Origin of the sequence: Pseudomonas sp. ATCC 13867 (assembly GCF_000349845.1) — a bacterium.
GTDB lineage: Bacteria > Pseudomonadota > Gammaproteobacteria > Pseudomonadales > Pseudomonadaceae > Pseudomonas.
The window spans coordinates 397,934-417,775 of the sequence record NC_020829.1 but is presented as its reverse complement, the minus strand read 5'-3'; the positions used below and the strand labels follow the sequence as shown (position 1 = coordinate 417,775).

The following is a 19,842-nucleotide window of genomic DNA, read 5'->3' as shown; positions in this document are numbered from 1 at the left end:
CTCCGCTGTTGACCGGCTGTCTCATTGCGTCACTTCGGCCACGCACTGCGCGGCCAGATGGTTGACCAGCGCCGCCGCCAGCTCGCGCGGGTCGGCGGACAGCGTACTGTAGCCACCCTCGCGCAGGCTGTCGGGCATGCTCGAACAGGCGCAGCTGTCGGCGCGCTGGGTCCAGATTTCCGCGCCCTGCCGGCGCACGTAGGCGGCCGCCGCGCTGCCGTCGCTGCACATGCCGCTGAAGACGATCACGCCGCAGCGCTCGCCGTACTGCTGGGCGAGGTTGAGCATCATCTGGTCGATGGACGGGCTGTAGGGCTCCGGCCAGGCACGCTCCAGAACGCGCATCCGCGCTTCGCCGTCGAACCCCAGCTCCTGGCTGATCGGCACCACCACCACTTCGCCGCACCGCACCGGGTCGCCATTGCGCACGGTGTTCACATGCCACTGGCTGTGACGGCCGACCGCCTGCGGCAGATTGGCCTCGAACGCCGGATCGATGTGCTGGGCATAGAGGAAGCCGACCGGCAAGGCGCCGGGCAGCGCATCGAGGAACGCCTTCACCGCCGCCGGCCCCCCCAGCGACGCCGCCAGCAGCCAGACCTGTGCGGCCGGCTCGCCGGCCTTGAGCGGCGATGCCGCAAGATCGTCGGGCAGCGCCACGCGGCTGGGCCGCTGCGCTTCATCGAGCAGCGCGGCGAGGCTGCGGCCCACGCCGGCGCTGGGGTCGCCCACCAGCTTGCGCAGCTTGGACACCAGCCGCCGCTCCCAGCGCGGATAATGTTCGGAATGCCGCTCCGGCGCGTACCCCTCGCCGAACAACACGGGAACCCGCGACTGTTCCAGCAGGTTGTCCACCAGCGGCGAGTCTTCCTGCTGCGCCAGGTCCACCAGCCACAGGTCGGTCTCGCAGGCGTCCAGCTGTTCGCCGTCCAGGCGCGCCGGGTCGGCGTTGAGCACCACCTGGTAGCCGTGGCCGGCCAGGGCCTGCCCCAGCACATGGCGCTGCAGCGAGGTGTCGGCGATCACCGCAATGCGCGGCGTGCTCTGCTCAGACATGGGACTTCACCAGGCTCAGGATGCTCTCCAGCAGTTCGCTTTCCTGGTACGGCTTGCCCAGGTACTGGTTGACCCCGATGGCCAGGGCACGGTCGCGGTGCTTCTCGCCGGTACGCGAGGTGATCATGATGATCGGCAGATCCTTGAGTTGCTCGTCGTGGCGCACCAGGGTCGCCACCTCGAAGCCGTCCATGCGCGGCATCTCGATGTCCAGCAGCATGATGTCGGGCTTGTGGTCCTGCAGTTGGGCGATGGCGTCGACCCCGTCCTTGGCGGTCAGCACGTTCATGCCGTTGCGTTCCAGCAGGCGGCTGGTGACCTTGCGCACGGTGACCGAGTCGTCCACCACCATGACCAGGGTCGGGCGCTGATGCTCGATTTCCGCCACGGCCGGCCCCGCCAGCTGGCGGCGCGGCTGCGCCTGCAGGGCGTGCGCATGGCGCACGCGGATGGTCGCCAGCAGGTCGAGAATCACCACCACGCGGCCGTCGCCGAGGATGGTCGCGCCGGAGATGCCGGCGACCCCGGCGAACTGCGCACCGAGGCTCTTCACCACGATTTCGCGGGAGCCCGCCAGGGCGTCGACCTGCACCGCCACGGCGTGGTCCGCCGAGCGCACCAGAATCACCGGCAGCGGCAGCGACTGGCCCACCAGCTTCGGGTGCTGGCCGTTGTTGAGCAGATCGCCCAGGTATTTCAGCTCGTAGCCCTGGCCGGCGTATTCGAAGCGCGGCGCGGCGTTGCCCTCGGCTGCGGCCTGCTCGTAGAGCGCCTCCAGCTCGTAGGGGGAAACCCGCACGATGCCTTCGATGGTGTTCAGCGGCAGGGCGTACAGGTCCTCGCCGGAAAGCACCATCAGCGCGCGGTTCACCGACACGGTGAACGGCAGGCGGATGTTGAAGTGCGTGCCCTCGCCCAGCGTCGAGTGGATGCTGATGGAGCCGCCCAGTTGCTTCACTTCGGAGGCAGCGACGTCCATGCCGACGCCACGGCCGGAAATCTGCGTGATCTTCTCGGCGGTAGTGAAGCCGGCCTCGAGGATGAACTGCAGCACCTCGTGGTCGGTCAGGTCGCTGTCGTCGGTCATCAGGCCGCGTTCGATGGCCTTGCGCCGCACCGCGTCGAGGCGAATGCCGCCGCCGTCGTCGCCCAGGGTCAGGAGGATGTCGCCACCCTCGCGGCCGAGGGTCAGGCGGATGGTGCCGACTTCCGGCTTGCCGGCCAGGCGGCGCGCCTCGCCGGACTCGATACCGTGGTCCACCGCGTTGCGCAGCATGTGCTCCAGCGGCGCGACGATGCGTTCGAGCACCGTGCGGTCCATTTCGCCTTCGGCGTTGCTGACCACGAACTCGACCTGCTTGCCCAGCTCGTTTGCCACCTGGCGGACGATCCGGCGCAGGCGCGGCACCAGGCGGTCGAACGGCACCATGCGGGTGCGCATCAGGCCTTCCTGCAGCTCGGTGTTGACCCGTGCCTGTTGCAGCAGCAGGGTCTCGGCGTCGCGGTTCTTCGCGGCCAGGGTTTCCTTCAGGTCGAACAAGTCGGACGCGGACTCGAACAGTGCGCGCGAGAGCTGCTGCAACTGCGAGTAGCGGTCCATTTCCAGCGGGTCGAAGTCTTCGTAGCCGGCGCGCTCGGCGTCAGCCTGGTGACGCGAGAGGATCTGCGCCTGGGTTTCGGTGTCCAGACGGCGCAACTGGTCGCGCACCCGCTCGATGGTGGCTTCCATTTCCGTCAGGGTCGAGCCGACGTCGCTCACCTGCTGCTCGACGCGGCCCCGGAAGATCGAGGTTTCGCCGGCGAGGTTGACCAGGCCTTCGAGCAGTTGCGCGGGGACCTTCACCAGTTCCTGCGGCGCACGGCGGGCGGCGGCTTCCTGGGCGGCCTCCTGGGCGCGGCGCACGAACGGCAGTACCACCGGCGCCTCGACGCGCGGCGCTTCGACCGCGGCCATGATCGCGTCGGGCAGCACCGCCGGCAGCGTCTGCGGCTCGGGCTGAAGCGGCGTCGGCGCAGCGGGCGCCTCGGCCTCGCCCAGGTGCTGGCGCAACTGGTCGACTTCGGCCTGCAGCCCTTCGAAGCCGGACTGCACGTCCAGCAGCAGGCTTTCCGGCCAGGGCGCGCCCTGTTGCTGGGCCTCGGACAGGTGCTGTTCGAGGTCGTGGGCCAGATCGCCCAGAGCGCTCTGGCCGGCCAGGCGAGCGCCGCCCTTGAGGGTGTGGAGAATGCGCAGCAGCTCGTCCAGCGCGCCGTTCTCGCGCTCGCCGTCCCAGCGGCCCAGGGCCTGCTCCATGCTCTCGAGCAGGTCGTCGGCTTCTTCGAGGAAGATGTCGAGGATGTCCGCTTCCGGGCCTTCCGGCAGGTTCGGCTCGGCGCTCAGCGCCTGCAGGCTGACGCTGCTGGGGATGCTCAGTTGCTCGTCGGGGTTGGCGCGAAATCGGCGGATCGCCTCGATCAGCGAGTCGCCCTCCGGAATCCGCCGGTGCCCCTGGACGGCCTCGAGCATCTCCGCGAGACGGTCATGGCAACGCTGCAGCAGTTCGAAGAGCCCGGGGCTGGCACGCAGGCGCCCGCCGCACAGGCCTTCGTAGAGAAACTCCAGTTCATGGGCGAGGTCGCCGATGGGGCGGATCTCGGCCATCCGCGCGCCGCCCTTGAGGGTGTGCAGATCGCGCTGCAAGGCTTCGAGTTCGAGGCTGTTGTCGACGTTGTCCATCCAGCGCTGCAGGGCGCCGGAGGAACTTTCGAGGATGTCGAAACCTTCCTCCAGGAAGATTTCCACCAGCTCCTGGTCGTGCTCGTCGTCCAGCTCGTAGCCGGCGTCGACGACGGGTTCCGGCACGATCGCCGGCGGTGTTTCGTCAATGCCCGCCTCGGCCTTGTCGAGGAAGGACTGCAGGTCGATCTCCGGCAGCGCCGCCGACGCTTGTTCAGCGCTCTCGGCGTCGCTTTCCAGCTCGGCGTCGGCGGGCAGTTCGATCGCCTGTTCGAGCGGCGCCTGCTCCGCTTCCGCGTCGAGCGGGGTCTGGGACAGCAGGGCGCTCAGCCCGGCGGACGGGTTCTGCCGGAAGGTGCGGATGGTCTGCACCAGGTCGGCCGGATCGGTCAGCGCCTGGCCGGCCTGCAACTGGTCGAGCTGGGTCGCCAGGCGGTCGTGGCAGGTGCGCAGCAGATCGCCCAGCGCCGGGCTGTGCTGGAAGCGATGGTCCAGCAGTCCTTCGTAAAGCGATTCGAGTTCGTGGGAGAGGTCGCCGATCTCGCGGATCTCGGCCATGCGCGCGCCACCCTTGAGGGTGTGCAGGTCGCGCTGCAGGGTCGACAGGGCCGCCAGGGCATCCGGCGACTGCAGCCACTTCTCCAGCGCCTGGCCGGCGTTATCCAGGATATCCACCGCCTCTTCGAGGAAGATCGCGACCATTTCCTCGTCCAGCGCTTGCGGCGGATGCTGCGGCGCGGCGTGCGGGCGCGGGTCGGCGGCGGTGATGACTTCGTCGTCATCGGCGTGACGCGCCTGTTCGGCGTTCTCGCCGCGCGGCGGCCAGGTCAGGCCGTCCGGCAGGTCATCCTCGGCCACGGGCCGGGTATCGAGCAGGAACTCTTCGTCTTCGGGCGGGAAATCCTCGGCGGTCAGACTCTCCAGATCGACGAAGTCCTGCTCCGGCTCAGTGGGCGCCGAGTCCAGCAGGCGGCACAGCGCATCGACCTGTTCCGCGCGCGGGCTGACCTGCAGGGCCGCGGCGACCTGGTCCATCATGCCGATCAGCGCTTCGTGCGCGTCCTCGGCGGCGCTGAAGAAGGCCTCGCCAACCTCCAGGCGGCCCTGCTGCACCGCGCCATAGACCGCCAGCAGCGCATCGGCCAGCTCGGCCATCTGCGGCAGCTCGGCCATCTGCGCCCCTCGGCTGAGGGTTTCCAGTTCATCGTGCAGGGCGCCCAGCTCCTGGCGCTCCTGCGGGTGTTCGCGCCAGCGCCGCAGCAGGTCTTCGGCGTCCAGCAGGATGTCCATGCCCTCGGCGAGGAACACGCCGATCAGCTTCGGATCGCTGCCCTCGCCGCTTTCGCCGCGACGCTTGGCCTCGGCGGCCTCCAGGCGCTCCTGGTGGACCTGGGCGATGCGCGCCAGCAGCTCGGTGCTGCCGTCGATGGGCGCCAGCGGGTGACCTTCCAGCAGTTGATCCAGGCCAACCCGGAACAGGCGCTCGGCGCCGTGCAGCAATTCGGCCTCGCGCAGGTCGATCTGCAGCAGGTTGGTCTTGAACTCTTTCATCAGCCGCTCGAGCGGCGTGGCGATTTCGGCGATCGGCAGGATGCCGGCCATGTGCGCGCTGCCCTTGAGGGTATGCAGGGCGCGCTGCAGGTCGTCGGTCACCGGCTGCGGCAACTGCTGCGCGCAATCGGCGAGGAAGCCGACCAGGGTTTCCAGATGGGTTTCCGCCTCGTTGCGGAAGATGTCCAGCAACTGCGGATCGAGGCTTTCGCCGTCCACCTCGACGCCGTTCGGCACAACGTTCGCGCGGTCGCCCTCGGCGCCGGCTTCCGGCTGCCCGCCACGGGGCGGCGGGACCGGCTGCCCCTTGGCCAGGGCATGCGCGGTGGCGGCCAGGCGATCGACATCGTCACGCTGGCGCTGGGCGTTGGCGGCAAACTCCTCGACCAGCTCCGGCATCAGCGCAACCACGTCCTGGACCACCTGCTGTACGGCGGGCGTCGCGGAAATGCTGCGATCGAGCACACGGTTGAGCAGGTTTTCGATGGACCAGGCCAGCTCGCCGATCACCAGCGCGCGAACCATCCGCCCGCTGCCCTTGAGGGTATGGAAGGCGCGGCGGATCTCGGTCAGCGCGTCGCGCTCGTCGCCATCCGCCAGCCAGGCCGGCAGATGGGCGCCGATGGTTTCCAGCACCTCGCCGGCCTCTTCGATGAAGACCTCGCGCAGCTCTTCGTCCATCGGCTCTTCGTCGGCGGGCGGCGGCAGCAGGCTGGGCGGCACATCCTGCGCCGGCGGGTTGATCGCCTGGGTCGGCGCAGCCATCACCTCGGCGAGGGACAGCGGTTTCTCAAGCGTTTCGCCGACCGGCTCCACCACCAGCGGCGGGCTCGGCAGCTCGATTTCCGGCAGGTCGAGGTCGGCGATGTCCAGCTCGCTCCAGTCCTCCACCGGCGCGAGCGGTTCGTCAGCGCCCTCTAGCGTCAGGCTTTCCAGCTCCAGCGGCGCATCCAGGCTGAAGTCGACGCCCTCGGCCACGGCGGGCGTCTCGGACGACTCACCGAGGGTCCAGTTGTCATCGCTGACCAGCGGCTGTTCGGCGGCGGGCAGCTCGAGGTCCCAGCTCAGCGCGTCCGCCGGGGCAACCGGTTCGACGCTGCCGGGCAGTTCGTCCAGCGCCAAAGGCGCATCCAGGCTGAGGTCGACGCCCTCGGCCACGGCGGGCGCCTCGGACAGTTCGCCGAGGGTCCAGTTATCATCGCTGACCAGCGGCTGTTCGGCGGCGGGCAGTTCGAGGTCCCAGCTCAGCGCGTCCGCCGGGGCAACCGGTTCGACGCTGCCGGGCAGTTCGTCCAGCGCCAAAGGCGCATCCAGGCTGAGGTCGACGCCCTCGGCCACGGCGGGCGCCTCGGACAGTTCGCCGAGGATCCAGTTATCATCGCTGACCAGCGGCTGTTCGGCGGCGGGCAGTTCGATGTCCCAGTTCAGCGCGTCCGCCGGGGCGGACGCGGTCGATTCGGTGGTGGGGGCGGTTTCGCCCACCGGCTCAAGCAACCAGCCCGGTTCGGCGCTGGCGGTTTCGGCCGGCGTCTCGCTCGGATCTTCAGGCTGGCCAGGCGCGCTGCCCAGGTCGAGCGTGTCCCAAAGGTTCTCCTCCGAGGCCACGGGCTCGGCGATGCTGTCCAGCTCCCAGACCGGTTCGCTCGGCTCCGGCGTGGTGATCGGCTCGCGCTCGTCCAGCTCCCAGACTCCGAGATCGGCCAGCGGGTCGGCGGGCGCCGGGACTTCGCCAGGACTCGGCTCGTCCGGCATCGGCAGGGCGCTGAAATCCTCCACGGGAACGCCCGGCAACGCTTCCACCAGTTCGGTGCGGGGTGCCTCCGGCAGTGCCGCTTCGACGCCGAGCTCGGCGGACAGGGCCGCGCTGGCGAGCACGTCGATTTCGTCCAGCGGATTGTCCAGCGGCGCCGGAGCCGGCGGCTCGACGGCATCGAGGATCGACGGACGCGGCTTGAGGGAATAGCCCAGGCTTTCCAGGCTCTCCTCGGCGACGTCGAGAATCAGGTCGCTCTGGGTGCCCTGGTCCTCGGACAGGCGCTCCAGGTAGTACTCGACGCCGGTCATGGCGTCGGCCAGGGTGTCGAGACTGTGCCAGTCCGGCACGGCCTGGCGCACCAGCAGCTGTTCCTGGATATAGCGGTTGCAGGCTTCCAGCAGCCGGGCGGCGCGCTCCTGGGAGATCATCGCCAGGCCGCCGCGCACCTGCGTCAGCAGCTCCGGCACACGGGCCAGGTGTTCGTGGTTCCACTGCGAGGCGATGAACTCGATGATCGCGTCCTTGGCCAGTTCCAGGCCATTGCGCGCTTCCTTTATCACCACCTGGTGGATCTGCTCGACATCGGTGGTCGGCAGGCGGCTTTCCTCGCTGCCCGGCGCTTCGCTCGGGCCGACCATGCCGGCCAGGGTCGCTTCGACGTAGAGCAGCGCGCCGGCCACGTCCATCAGCGTTGCGTCATCCGGCTTGCGCTGGCCGCGCGCCAGGGCGCCGACCACCTCGATCTGGTCGAGGATGACCTTGCGCGGCTGGCCGAAGCCCAGCACCGCGAGGGTATCGGCGATCTGCTTGAGCGGCGCCAGCAGGCTTTCCAGCTCGCCCACCACGCTGCGGTCGCTGCGCACGAAGAGGTCGAGGCTGTCCTTGACCCGCACCAGCTCCTCGCACAGCGCCCCCACCACCGAGCGCATGGCGTCGCGGTCCGGGCCGGCCAGGCGGGCGCGTTCCTCATCGACCACCGCCTCGCCGGGCAGGGCGTCGTCCAGGCGGTACTCGTCCTTCACCGCACGCACGCGCGGCGACTGGCCGGAGGCCTTGGCCACGTAGAACAGCAGGTTCTTGATCAGTTCGTCCGGCGCCGGCTGGTTCATGGCGTCGGCGCCCTGGTCGACCAGGCGCTTGAACTCGCGGTCGACCTGGCGCAGCAGGTTGCGCATGGAGGTGCCGTTGGCGATGCTGCCGTTGGCCAGGCCTTCGACGATGGCCGAGGCGATCACCCACAGGCGGCCCAGCGGGGCGTCCTTGCACAGGGATTCCAGGCGGGCGAAGACGCGCGCCATGTAGCCCAGGTTGGTCGGCAGGTCCTGGTTGCGGATGACGCCCACCAGGGCGACCTGCAGCATCTGCCGCAGCTTGCGCAGCAGCGCCGGGAACTCGGCGGTGCGCAGGCGCGCCAGGGCATCCACCGGCAGCGCCGAGGCGCTGCGGGAGAGATCGGGGGCGAACAGGCTGGTTTCCGACAGCAGCTTCTCGCCACGGGCGGTGCGCAGGTCGTTGAGCAGCGGCAGCACCACCATCGGCAGGTCGCGGCGGGCGCTCTGGATGCGATCCAGGTACACCGGCAGCTGCAGGATCGCCTGCATCAGCACTTCCAGCGCTTCGCCCTGGCTGGTGACGCGCTGGTCGATCAGCGCCTGGGTCAGGTGCTCCATTTCCTCGGCCAGCAGTGCCGCGCCGTAGAACTCCACCATCTGCAGGGTGCCCCGCACCTGGTGGATATAGGCGAGGCAAAAGCCTATCCGCGTCGGGTCCTGGGGATTCTCGACGTAGGATTCGAGCGCCTGCCGCGCCTGCTTGAGCGTTTCGGCAATCTCGCCTTTTACCCATTCCAGGGCGACATAATCGTGCCGATCACCCATAGCCACTCCACTCATGTGTCTGTGTCATCCCTTCCGGGTAAAGGCCAGAACGCGCTCATCGGCGACCGGTTCGAGGGCCGGATGGTGCCAATCCACCACCTCGCCGACGCCGACCACCAGCAGTCCCCCTGGCGCCAGCCGCTCGGCCAGGCGATTGAGGATTTCCCGCCGCCGCCAGCGGCGGAAATAGATCAGCAGGTTCTGGCAAAAGATCACATCCATGCCGGACATTGGCGCCTGGGCCAGTTCCAGCACATTCAACCGGGCGCAACAGACGCGCTCGGCCAGACTCGGTATCACCTGATAGCGCCCGTCGTCCCGCACGCGGAAAAAGCGTTCGGTCAACGCGGCGTCGAACTCATCCAGCTTGCGTGCCGCATACACCGCCTCGCGCGCCCGGCTCAGGGCATTGAGGCTGATATCGGTCCCGGTCACGCCGAACAGCGGTGTGCGTCCCGCGGCCTCCAGGACCCGCGTGGCGACCATGCCCAGGGAATATGGCTCCTCGCCACTGGAACAGCCCACGCTCCACAAGGCCAGCGGCCGGCTCTCGCCGACATCCCCGACGCGCTGGTGCAGGTAGCGCTCGAGCAGGTCGAAGGAGGGCTTGTGGCGAAAGAAACGGGTTTCCTGAACGGTGAGGCGATCCAGCAGGTTCGACCACTCGACCGCGCCGCGCGGGCCGTCGATGACCTGCCGGTAGTAGCTGCCGTAGTCGGCGATGCCCAGTTCGCGCATGCGTGCGCCCAGGCTGGTCTGCAGGAAGGCGCGGCGCTGTTCGTTGACGACAACGCCGGTCCGGTCTTCCAACAGTGCCTGCCAGTCGCGGAACTCCGCGGCCGACATATCGGCCAACGGCTGCAACGACCAGACGCCACTTGCCTGCATGTCGCGCCCCTCGCTCAAGACTGTCGTGCGCTACCCGGCAAAGAGCAGCACACCTCCTCTGCTCAGGCCTGTTCCGCAATGTCCGGCAGTTTGAAGCCGGATACGGAATTACGCATTTCACTCGCCATCTTCGCCAGGTTACCAATGCTGCGCGCGGTGGCGGTGGTACCGGCGGAGGTCTGCGAGGTGATCTCCTGGATCACATTCATGGTGTTGGAAATGTGGCCGGCGGAGGACGCCTGCTGACGGGCGGCGTTGGAAATGTTCTGGATCAGCGCCGCCAGGGTCTTGGATACCTTCTCGATCTCTTCCAGGGCCACGCCGGCGTCCTGCGCCAGGCGGGCGCCGCGCACCACCTCGGAGGTGGTCTGTTCCATCGAGATCACCGCCTCGTTGGTGTCGGTCTGAATGGTCTTCACCAGCGCCTCGATCTGCTTGGTCGCCGCCGAGGAGCGTTCCGCCAGGCGCTGTACTTCGTCCGCTACCACGGCGAAGCCACGGCCCGCGTCGCCCGCCATCGACGCCTGGATCGCGGCGTTCAGGGCGAGGATGTTGGTCTGGTCGGCGATGTCGTTGATCAGGCTGACGATGTCACCGATCTCCTGGGACGATTCACCCAGGCGCTTGATCCGCTTGGAGGTGTCCTGGATCTGCTCGCGGATGTTGTCCATGCCGGTGATGGTGTTGTGCACCACTTCGTTGCCCTTGTTGGCGATGGCCACGGAACGTTCCGCCACCGCCGAGGACTCGGAGGCGTTCGCCGATACCTGGTCGATGGACACGGCCATTTCGTTGATCGCGGCGGAGGCGCCGGCGATTTCCTGGGCCTGGTGCTCGGACGCCTCGGCCAGGTGCATGGCGGTGGCCTGGGTTTCCTGGGCGGCGGCGGCCACCTGCACGGCGGTCAGGTTGATGGTTTCCACCAGCTCGCGGAGCTGGTCGATGGAATAGTTGATGGAGTCCGCGATCGCACCGGTGAAGTCCTCGGTCACGGTCGCGGCCACCGTCAGGTCACCGTCGGCGAGGTCGGCGATTTCGTCGAGCAATCGCAGGATCGCCGCCTGGTTGCGTTCGTTCTTCTCGTGGGTCTCGGCCAGGCTGCGCTTGGCTTCACGCACCATCACCAGGCCGATGAGGATGATCGCGCCCAGGGCGATCACACCCAGCGCGGCGCTGGCGACCTGGTTGAACACACGGCCTTCGGCCAGGTTCTCGAAGCCGTCGGCCAGGCTGGAGGCTTTCTCCAGCAGGGTCTGCGAGCCACCGAAGATGGTGTTGGCGGCTTCACGGACCTGGAACAGTTCCGGGGAGGTCTCGAGGATCTCGTCCACCGAGCCGGAAACGAACTCGAAGAGTTCGGCAATCTCGTTGAGGCGGTCCACTGCCTCGGCGTTGGTCACCTTGGAGATGCTCATCGCCGCGTTGCCTTCCTTCATGCCCTTGAGTACGCGGCCGAAGAGGCTGGCGTCACGGCCGAAGCTGTCGGCGGCCTGGACGGAGTTCTCGTCACCGGCGAGCACCTTGTTCACCGAGCCGAGGATACGTTCGGCCAGCAGCGACTGGCGCTGGGCTACCGCGACCTGGTCGGCCGGGGCGCCGTTCTCCAGCAGGATGTCGACGACCTCTTCGTACTCCACCTGCAGTTGCGGGATGGTTTCGGCCAGCGTCGCGGCCACCTGGTGCAGGGACAGTACGGTCTGTTCGCTGGCAAGGATGGAGTCGGCGTTCTTGCGCAGGGTGTCCCAGTCCTTCTGCACTTCCGCCATCTGCGGTTGTACCGAAGCCGGGCTCGGCGGCAGGCCGGTGCTATCGTCACCCTTGGTGAGGATGTTCCAGCGCTTTTCGAAGTCGTTGCGCGCTTCCTTCAGCAGCTTGAACGCCTCGCCCTTGCCCGCCGCGGCTTCCGTGGCGTTCTTGGCGATACGCTGGGACAGCACGCGCAGTTCGCCGGCGTGGCCGATGTACTGTTTGTCGTGGTCCGCCTGCGTGTTGAGGTAAGCGAAGTTGGCGAACAGCAAGACGATCGCCACGATCAGGACTACGAAGAGCCCGAGGATCAGCGAGCTGCTACGCGCACCCGAAAAAAGACTGCCTGCCTTCATATTTTTCATATTCGGCCCCCGCCTGGACCCACCACGATTACGGTTTCCATGTCACAACACGGGCCGGCAAGCCGGCCCAACCGGTCAAAATCTAGCTGGCGACATCGAGAAACGCCGGGTGCTGCGCCAGCGCATGCGGGCTGAACACCAACCAGGGCTGTTCTCGATTGAAGACGCCGTGAATAAAGGGTTGCAGGACCGCTTCGAGGGGCGGCAGCTGCTCGCTGAAGGTTTCCACCGGGAAGTGCTGCATGCCGAACACCTCATCGACGATGAGGCCGGCAAAGACTTCCTGGTGTTCCACCACCAGCACGCGCCGCTGTTTGCGCAGAGGCGACAGCTCCGCGCCGAGGAAGCCGCACAGGTCCATGATCGGCAACAGGCGGCCGCGCACGTTGGCGACCCCCCTCACCCAGTCACGGACACCGGGCAGCAGTGTGTAGCGCGGCTCGTGAAGAACCTCGCCGACCTCCCCCATAGGTGCCACGAACAGGCGCCCGGCCATGCGAAAGCCAATGCCGTTCCAGCTCTGCGCCACTTCGCGCTGCGCAGGCAGACCCGCTGCCAACTGACGACAGCGCTGATCGATCTGGACGAGAACCTCGAAAGGACTCTGGACTTCCGCCATGCCGGCCCTGGCCTTCTCTAATAATTATGTTCTTTGAGGGACCGGCTTCAGCCGGCCAGTACTGCATTGATGGTCTTGAGCAGCGTTTCTTCGTCCACCGGCTTGGTCAGGTAGTCGCGCGCACCCTGGCGCTTGCCCCAGACCTTGTCGGTTTCCTGGTCCTTGGTGGTGACGATGATCACCGGAATCGCGCTGGTTTCCGGGTCCTTGGACAGCTGGCGGGTCGCCTGGAAGCCGTTCAGGCCGGGCATGACGATGTCCATCAGGACGACGTCCGGCTTTTCCTGGCGGGCCAGGGCCACGCCGTCGGCGCCGTTCTCGGCCTTGAGTACCTGGTGCGAGTGCTTTTCCAGCATCGCGGTCAGCTTGTACATCTCGGTCGGCGAGTCATCAACAATCAGAATTCGAGCCATTGTGGTCCCCATACGGAAAAGGCGTCAGCGGCACAGGGCCGGACTTCAGGAAGCGTGCTCCACCGGGGTAAAGTCAGGCACATGGGTCTTGATCGCGCCGAGCAGCTCTTCCTTGCTGAAAGGCTTGGTGAGGTACTGGTCGGAACCGACGATGCGACCCTTGGCCTTGTCGAACAGGCCGTCCTTGGAGGACAGCATGATCACCGGCGTGGATTTGAAGGCACTGTTGTTCTTGATCAGGGCGCAGGTCTGATAACCATCCAGGCGGGGCATCATGATGTCGACGAAGATGATGCTGGGATGGGTATCGGCAATCTTGGCCAGAGCATCGAAACCGTCGATGGCTGTGATGACATCGCAGCCGACTTTCTTCAGCAGGGTTTCGGCGGTGCGACGAATCGTCTTGGAGTCGTCGATCACCATTACTTTCAAACCGTCGGAATGCTGTTCCATGTTCGCCCTTACCATCTCGGTGAATCGTTTTTCCACTTTTTATATCAGTGCGCAAGCGCCCTGCCACCGTCGGGCTGCGACCCAATCGTGGGAACCTTTTACCACAATCGTCAGAATCTTTACCACGCCCAGCAAATTCAGGCCATAAGACCCCGAACGCGCAGGCTTTTTCCTTGACCGAGCGCACATCCAGCGCCACCCTGAGCGTCCATTTTCAGCCTTTGCGGCGCGGCCCCGAGTCGCAGCCCCAAGCCGACGAATTCCCCCCAGGAGGACATCCCATGAGCGTACGCCTCGGGATCGTGATGGACCCCATCGCGCAGATCAGTTTCAAGAAGGACAGCTCGCTGGCCATGTTGCTGGCCGCCCAGGCCCGCGGCTGGCAGCTCTTCTATATGGAACAGCAGGATCTTTACCAGAAAGAGAACCTCGCCCGCGGTCGCATGCGTCCGCTCAAGGTGTTCTACGACCCAGCCCACTGGTTCGAGCTGGATGCGGAGATCGACCAGCCGCTGTCGGACCTGGACGTGATCCTGATGCGCAAGGACCCGCCCTTCGACAACGAGTTCGTCTACTCCACCTACCTGCTGGAACAGGCCGAAAGCGCCGGCACGCTCGTGGTCAACAAGCCGCAGAGCCTGCGCGACTGCAACGAGAAGTACTTCGCCACCCTCTTCCCGCAGTGCTCGCCGCCCACCGTGGTGAGTCGCCGGTCCGATATTCTGCGCGAGTTCGCCGCCGAGCATCGTGACATCATTCTCAAACCCCTGGATGGCATGGGCGGATCGATGATCTTCCGCCACCGCGAAGGCGACCCGAACCTCTCGGTGATCCTCGAGACCCTGACCCGCCACGGCCAGGAGCAGGTCATGGCGCAGCGCTACCTGCCGGCCATCAAGGATGGCGACAAGCGCATCCTGATGATCGACGGCGAGCCGGTGGAATACTGCCTGGCGCGCATCCCGGCGCAAGGCGAGACCCGTGGCAACCTCGCCGCCGGCGGCCGTGGCGTGGCCCAGCCGCTGACCGAACGCGACCGCTGGATCGCCGCCCAGGTCGGCCCGGAACTGCGCAAGCGCGGCCTGCTGTTCGTCGGCCTGGACGTGATCGGCGAGAACCTCACCGAGATCAACGTCACCAGCCCGACCTGCATCCGCGAGATCGACGCGGCCTACGACACCCGCATCGGCGAGCGGCTGATGACGGTCATCGACGAAAAGCTCAAGGCGCGCAGTGCGTCATAGACTTTTATAAGCCTCGTCGGCAGACTTCCGCCCCACCCTGGCCTACGCGACCCGCAATGAACGCTGCAACCCATTCCGACTTCCCCGTGTCCTCCGGCGTACGCCCGGCGGACCGGCTGGGTTTCACCCTGTTCGTTGCGGCCATCGTGCACGTGGCCATCCTGCTCGGCGTGGGCTTCACCATGCCGATGCCCAGCCAACTGAGCAAAACCCTGGAAATCACCCTCGCCAGCTTCAAGAGCGAGAAGGCGCCCGAGAAGGCCGACTACCTCGCGCAGATGAACCAGCAGGGCAGCGGCACCCTGGAACACAAGGCGATCCCCAAGACCACCGAGCAGGCGCCGTTCCAGGACACCGAGGTGAAGAAGGTCGCGCCGCCGGCCACGCCGAAGCAGGCCAAGAGCCCGGAAGCGCCCAAGACCGCCGTCAGCACCCGCAGCCCGCGCCCGGACAAGGTCCAGGCCAAGCCCCGGACACCCAAGGCGGAAACCGTCGCCAAGCCCGCGCCGCAGTTCGACTCCAGCCAGTTGTCCGCACAGATATCCAGCCTCGAAGCCGACCTCGCCCGCGAGCAGCAGGCCTACGCCAAGCGCCCGCGCATCCACCGCCTGAGCGCCGCCTCGACCATGCGCGACAAGGGCGCCTGGTATAAAGAGGAATGGCGCAAGAAGATCGAGCGCATCGGCAACCTCAACTACCCCGACGAAGCCCGCCGCCAGCGCATCTACGGCAGCCTGCGGCTGCTGGTGTCGATCAACCGCGACGGCTCCCTCTACGAGGTGCAGGTGCTGGAGTCCTCCGGCCAGGCCACCCTCGACCAGGCCGCCCAGCGCATCGTGCGCCTGGCCGCGCCGTTCGCGCCCTTTTCCGGCGACCTGAACGACATCGACCGCCTGGAAATCATCCGCACCTGGCGCTTCGAGCGCGGCGACCGCCTGTCCAGCCAGTGAGCCTGTCGTGCCTGGCGGCACGCGGTGGCGTTTTCAAGGCTTGTCCCCTGGCGCGCCAGGCCTGAAACTAGCTGGCATGAAAAGCACAGCCGCAAGCTCCCTCAAGCACCATTTCCTGATCGCCATGCCGCACATGGCGGACCCCAACTTCGCCCAGACCGTCACCTATATCGTCGAACACAACGAGCAGGGTGCCATGGGCCTGATCATCAACCGCCCCAGTGGCCTGAGCCTCGCCGACGTGCTCGAACAACTGCGCCCGGACGAACTGCCGCCGGTGCGCTGCCAGGGCATGACCATCTATAACGGTGGCCCGGTGCAGACCGACCGCGGCTTCGTCCTGCACCCCGCCGGGCGCAGCTTCCAGGCCACCCTGGAGTTGGGCGAGCTGTCGCTGTCCACCTCCCAGGACGTGCTGTTCGCCATCGCAGACGGCAGCGGCCCCGCGCAGCACCTGATCACCCTCGGCTACGCGGGCTGGGAAGCCGGCCAGCTGGAAGCGGAACTCACCGACAACGCGTGGCTGACCTGCCCCGCCGACCCGGCGGTGCTCTTCGAGGTGCCGGCCGAACAGCGCCTGTCGGCGGCTGCCGAGCGCCTGGGGGTCAACCTCAGCCTGCTCACCGCCCAGGCCGGGCACGCCTGATGAGTGCCAAGCCCCTGCGCCTGCTCCTGGGCTTCGACTACGGCACCAAGCAGATCGGCGTCGCCGTCGGCCAGGCCATCACCGGCCAGGCCCGCGAACTCTGCGTGCTCAAGGCACAGAACGGCGTGCCGGACTGGAGCCGCGTGGAAGCCCTGATCAAGGAATGGCAGCCCGACGCCATCGTCGTCGGCCTGCCGCTGAACATGGACGGCAGCCCCAGCGACATGAGCGAGCGCGCCGAGAAATTCGCCCGCCGCCTGCACGGCCGCTACAACCTGCCGGTGCACACCCACGACGAACGCCTGACCACCTACGCCGCCAAGGGCGAGCGCCTGGCCCAGGGCCAGCGCGATGGTTACCGCGAGCGCCCGGTGGACGCCCTGGCCGCCGCCCTGCTGCTGGAGGGCTGGCTGGCCGACAACGCCCCTGCCTGACCCCAGGCGTCGCAGCGCCCCTTGACCTGAAGCAGCGCCAGGGGAGCGAAAGCCACTAAGCTTGCCGGACCACTCCTTGCGGAAGCGGTCCGCCCCGATGGCCGCCCGCGCCGGGTGGCCTCGCCAACCGAACCGGAGACGTCATGACCCTGCCCAGCCCCGCCGAACTCCTCCCCCGCATGGCCACCGACCTGCGCAACTACCTGGCGCAGCGCGGCATCGACTCGCCGCGCTTCGTCGGCATCCATACCGGCGGCATCTGGGTCGCCCAGGAACTGCTCAAGGAGCTGGGCAGCGACGAGATCCTCGGCATCCTCGACGTGTCCTTCTACCGCGACGATTTCACCCGCAGCGGCCTGCACCCGCAGGTCCGTCCGTCGGAACTGCCCTTCGAGATCGATGGCCAGCACCTGGTCCTGGTGGACGACGTACTGATGAGCGGCCGGACCATCCGCGCCGCGCTCAACGAGCTGTTCGACTACGGTCGCCCGGCCAGCGTGACCCTGGTCAGCCTGGTGGACCTGAATGCTCGCGAGTTGCCGATTCGTCCGGATGTCGTCGGCGAAACCCTGTCATTGGCACCCAACGAGCGGGTAAAATTGCGCGGTCCCGCACCACTCGTCCTCGAGCGCACGCTTCTCAGCACCGCGCTGTAACTCTGCGCGCCCGGACCTCTATTCCCAACTTTCAGGGCCTGCCACATGCCGACCGACGCCAAGCGCCCGCTGCAGCTCAACGACCTGGGCCAGCTGCGCCACTTCCTCTCGCTCGACGGGTTGTCCCGCGAACTGCTGACTGAAATCCTCGATACCGCCGACTCCTTCCTCGAAGTCGGCGCCCGCGCGGTGAAGAAAGTCCCGCTGCTGCGCGGCAAGACCGTGTGCAACGTGTTCTTCGAGAACTCCACGCGCACCCGTACTACCTTCGAGCTGGCCGCCCAGCGCCTGTCCGCCGACGTCATCTCGCTGAACGTGTCGACCTCCTCGACCAGCAAGGGCGAGACACTCACCGACACCCTGCGCAACCTCGAGGCGATGGCCGCCGACATGTTCGTCGTGCGTCACAGCGACTCGGGCGCCGCACACTTCATCGCCGAGCACGTCAGCCCCAACGTCGCCGTGATCAACGGCGGCGACGGTCGCCACGGCCACCCGACCCAGGGCATGCTCGACATGCTGACCATCCGCCGCCACAAGGGCAGCTTCGAGAAGCTCTCGGTGGCCATCGTCGGCGACATCCTGCACTCGCGCGTGGCCCGCTCCGACATGCTGGCGCTGAAGACCCTCGGCTGCCCGGACATCCGCGTCGTCGCCCCGCGCACCCTGCTGCCGGTCGGCCTGGAAGAGCAGTACGGGGTAAAGGTCTACACCGACGCCAACGAAGGCCTGAAGGGTGTCGACGTGGTGATCATGCTGCGCCTGCAGCGCGAGCGCATGCAGGGTGGCCTGCTGCCCAGCGAGGGCGAGTTCTTCAAGCTCTACGGCCTGACCGGCAAGCGCCTGAAGCTGGCCAAGCCCGACGCCATCGTCATGCACCCCGGCCCGATCAACCGTGGCGTGGAGATCGACTCCGCCGTGGCCGACGGTGAACAGTCGGTGATCCTCAACCAGGTCACCTACGGCATCGCCATCCGCATGGCCGTGCTGTCCATGGCCATGAGCGGCCAGAACGCCCAACGCCAGCTGGAACAGGAGGACGCGCAATGACCGTCAGTATTCGTGGCGCCCACCTGATCGATCCGGCCAGCGGCCTGGACAAGGTCTGCGACCTGCACATCGAGGCCGGCCGCATCGTCGCCATCGGCGACGCCCCCGACGGCTTCCACGCCGCCCAGGAAATCGACGCCGCCGGCCTCGTCGCCGCGCCCGGCCTGGTGGATCTGAGCGTCGCCCTGCGCGAGCCGGGCTACAGCCGCAAGGGCAGCATCGAGAGCGAAACCCGCGCCGCCGCCGCCGGTGGCGTCACCAGCCTGTGCTTCCCGCCGCAGACCAAGCCGGTGCTGGATACCTCGGCGGTGGCCGAGCTGATCCTCGACCGCGCCCGCGAGGCCGGCAACGCCAAGGTGTTCCCCATCGGCGCACTGACCAGGGGCCTGGCCGGCGAACAACTGTCCGAGCTGGTCGCCCTGCGCGACGCCGGCTGCGTGGCCTTCACCAACGGCCTGGCGCCGATGGCGAGCAACCGCGTGCTGCTGCGCTCGCTGGAATACGCGGCGACCTTCGACCTGACCGTGATCTTCACCTCCCAGGACCATGACCTGGCCGAAGGCGGCCTCGCCCACGAAGGCCCGACCGCCAGCTTCCGCGGCCTGGCCGGCATTCCGGAAACCGCCGAGACCGTGGCCCTGGCGCGCAACCTGCTGCTGGTGGAACAGTCCGGCGTGCGCGCGCACTTCAGCCAGCTGACCAGCGCCCGTGGCGTCGAGCTGATCGCCCAGGCCCAGGCCCGCGGCCTGCCGGTCACCGCCGACGTGGCGCTGTACCAGCTGATCCTCACCGACGAGGCGCTGGCGGACTTCTCCAGCCTGTACCACGTGCAGCCGCCGCTGCGCTCGCGCAAGGACCGCGACGCCCTGCGCGAAGCGGTGAAGAGCGGCGTGATCCAGGCCATCGCCAGCCACCACCAGCCCCACGAGGCGGACGCCAAGAACGCGCCATTCGCCGCCACCGACCCGGGCATCAGCAGCGTCGAACTGCTGCTGCCGCTGGCCATGACCCTGGTACAGGACGGCCTGCTCGACCTGCCGACCCTGCTTTCGCGCCTCTCCAGCGGCCCGGCCGCCGCCCTGCGCCTGCCGGCCGGCAAGCTGGCGGTGGGCTCGGCGGCGGACGTGGTGCTGTTCGAAGCCGACGGCCAGACCCTGGCGGGCGAAACCTGGCACTCCCGTGGCCAGAACTGCCCGTTCCTCGGCCACTGCCTGCCGGGCGTGGTGCGTTGCACCCTGGTGGACGGGCATATCGTCCACGCGGTGTAACGCCCCCATCGCTCCATGAAAAAGCCTGCCAATCGGCGGGCTTTTTATTGGCGTTTCTGCAGGGAGCTCGGACGTAGGATCGACAATCCATCAGCCCGCGCCGAAGCTCCGGCTCTTGTAGGAGCGAGCTTGCTCGCGAACCTCCCGAACTCCG

The 19,842-nt window shown here is 67.5% G+C and carries 14 protein-coding genes; 7 read left to right on the top strand and 7 right to left on the bottom strand.

Going from position 1 to position 19,842, the window contains the following annotated elements:
• Positions 1 to 21 precede the first annotated feature (21 nt).
• The 7 genes from H681_RS01885 to pilG all read right to left on the bottom strand — a co-directional run bounded on the left by H681_RS01885 (position 22) and on the right by pilG (position 13,440).
• A complete protein-coding gene (locus tag H681_RS01885; protein WP_015475147.1) occupies positions 22 to 1,056 on the bottom strand; it encodes a chemotaxis protein CheB in 1,035 nt (344 codons plus the stop codon).
• On the bottom strand, positions 1,049 to 8,956 hold the full coding sequence (locus H681_RS01880; protein WP_015475146.1) for an Hpt domain-containing protein: 7,908 nt from the start codon (positions 8,954 to 8,956) through the stop codon (positions 1,049 to 1,051). The genes H681_RS01885 and H681_RS01880 overlap by 8 nt, the downstream gene beginning before the upstream one ends.
• A 24-nt stretch (positions 8,957 to 8,980) precedes the next feature.
• Positions 8,981 to 9,844, bottom strand: a complete 864-nt coding sequence (locus H681_RS01875) for a CheR family methyltransferase (protein ID WP_015475145.1) — start codon at positions 9,842 to 9,844, stop codon at positions 8,981 to 8,983.
• Between the two features lie 62 nt (positions 9,845 to 9,906).
• Positions 9,907 to 11,955, bottom strand: a complete 2,049-nt coding sequence (locus tag H681_RS01870; protein WP_015475144.1) for a methyl-accepting chemotaxis protein — start codon at positions 11,953 to 11,955, stop codon at positions 9,907 to 9,909.
• A gap of 82 nt (positions 11,956 to 12,037) precedes the next feature.
• Positions 12,038 to 12,574, bottom strand: coding sequence for a chemotaxis protein CheW (locus H681_RS01865; protein WP_015475143.1), 537 nt, complete (start codon positions 12,572 to 12,574; stop codon positions 12,038 to 12,040).
• 47 nt (positions 12,575 to 12,621) lie between these two features.
• Positions 12,622 to 12,987, bottom strand: coding sequence for a twitching motility response regulator PilH (pilH, locus tag H681_RS01860; RefSeq protein ID WP_009615257.1), 366 nt, complete (start codon positions 12,985 to 12,987; stop codon positions 12,622 to 12,624).
• Positions 12,988 to 13,032: 45 nt separating this feature from the next.
• Positions 13,033 to 13,440 (bottom strand): twitching motility response regulator PilG, encoded by a 408-nt coding sequence (gene pilG, locus H681_RS01855; RefSeq protein WP_015475142.1) that lies wholly within the window; start codon positions 13,438 to 13,440, stop codon positions 13,033 to 13,035.
• A 281-nt stretch (positions 13,441 to 13,721) separates the two neighbouring features.
• Between pilG and gshB the strand changes: the two genes are divergently transcribed.
• From gshB to H681_RS01820, 7 genes are all read left to right on the top strand, one after another.
• The gene (gene gshB, locus H681_RS01850; protein ID WP_015475141.1) at positions 13,722 to 14,684 is read left to right on the top strand and encodes a glutathione synthase; all 963 of its coding nucleotides are present in this window, start codon (positions 13,722 to 13,724) and stop codon (positions 14,682 to 14,684) included.
• A gap of 56 nt (positions 14,685 to 14,740) precedes the next feature.
• A complete protein-coding gene (locus H681_RS01845; protein ID WP_015475140.1) occupies positions 14,741 to 15,634 on the top strand; it encodes an energy transducer TonB in 894 nt (297 codons plus the stop codon).
• A 76-nt stretch (positions 15,635 to 15,710) separates the two neighbouring features.
• On the top strand, positions 15,711 to 16,280 hold the full coding sequence (locus H681_RS01840) for a YqgE/AlgH family protein (protein ID WP_015475139.1): 570 nt from the start codon (positions 15,711 to 15,713) through the stop codon (positions 16,278 to 16,280).
• Positions 16,277 to 16,714: a Holliday junction resolvase RuvX gene (gene ruvX, locus H681_RS01835; protein ID WP_086009587.1), complete on the top strand. Its 438-nt coding sequence runs from the start codon at positions 16,277 to 16,279 to the stop codon at positions 16,712 to 16,714. The genes H681_RS01840 and ruvX overlap by 4 nt, the downstream gene beginning before the upstream one ends.
• A 143-nt stretch (positions 16,715 to 16,857) precedes the next feature.
• Positions 16,858 to 17,370: a bifunctional pyr operon transcriptional regulator/uracil phosphoribosyltransferase PyrR gene (gene pyrR / locus H681_RS01830; protein WP_015475137.1), complete on the top strand. Its 513-nt coding sequence runs from the start codon at positions 16,858 to 16,860 to the stop codon at positions 17,368 to 17,370.
• A 45-nt stretch (positions 17,371 to 17,415) separates the two neighbouring features.
• Complete coding sequence (locus H681_RS01825) at positions 17,416 to 18,420, top strand: aspartate carbamoyltransferase catalytic subunit (protein ID WP_015475136.1); 1,005 nt, start codon at positions 17,416 to 17,418, stop codon at positions 18,418 to 18,420.
• Positions 18,417 to 19,688 (top strand): dihydroorotase, encoded by a 1,272-nt coding sequence (locus tag H681_RS01820; RefSeq protein ID WP_015475135.1) that lies wholly within the window; start codon positions 18,417 to 18,419, stop codon positions 19,686 to 19,688. The genes H681_RS01825 and H681_RS01820 overlap by 4 nt, the downstream gene beginning before the upstream one ends.
• Positions 19,689 to 19,842 lie beyond the last annotated feature (154 nt).